This window comes from Micrococcus sp. GbtcB5, assembly GCF_019091605.1.
GTDB classification, from domain to species: Bacteria; Actinomycetota; Actinomycetes; order Actinomycetales; family Micrococcaceae; genus Micrococcus; species Micrococcus luteus.
In genome coordinates this window covers 1-791 of the sequence record NZ_JAGXJK010000077.1, presented here as the reverse complement: position 1 = coordinate 791, position 791 = coordinate 1, and the positions used below count along the sequence as shown (strand labels likewise).

The window sequence follows — 791 nt, the reverse complement described above, 5'->3', positions numbered from 1 at the left end:
TCCGGTCCTGGTCGCCCAGATCCACGCCCTGCGGCGGGAGCGCAAGTGGTCCGCACGGCGCATCCATCACCACCTCGCCTCCGAAGGCCACCAGCTGTGCCTGCGCACCGTGGGGAGGTGGCTGCACCGACTCGGGATCTCCCGGTTACGGGACCTGACCCCGGCCGGGGAAGACCTGCGCCAACGACCCCAGAAGATCACCGCGAGAGGGCCGGGGCACATGGTGCACCTGGACGTGAAGAAGATCGGGCGCATCCCCGAGGGGGGCGGCTGGCGTGCTCACGGCCGGGACTCCGAGAACGCGCGAGCGGCCAAACGCGGGCCTGGCCGACGGGTCGGGTACACGTACCTGCACTCGGCGATCGACGGGTACACCCGCCTGGCGTACACCGAGGCGTTGGAGGACGAGAAGGCGGTGACCACGATCGGGTTCTTCTGCCGGGCGAGGGCGTTCTTCGCCGCCCACGGGATCCGGATCGACAGGGTGATCACGGACAACGGCAACAACTACCGGGCCGTGGACTTCACCGCCAAGGTGGTCTCGCTCGGGGGCCGGCACCACCGGATCCGCCCCTACACCCCGCGTCACAACGGGAAGGTCGAGCGGTACAACCGGCTGATGGTGGACGAGGTCCTCTACGCCCGCCCGTACTCCTCAGAGCGGGCTCGGCGTGAGGCCCTTCAGGTGTGGGTGAATCACTACAACTACCATCGGCCGCATACCTCCTGCGGAGATGCTCCACCGGCCTCGTTGGCCCCAGCGCGAGTCAACAACGTCATGCCCTCCTACA

General features: G+C 68.4%; 1 protein-coding gene. It reads left to right on the top strand.

The window, feature by feature from the left end:
* A partial coding sequence (locus KVS67_RS11520) for an IS481 family transposase (protein WP_217565395.1) occupies positions 1-791 on the top strand: 791 nt, incomplete at both ends.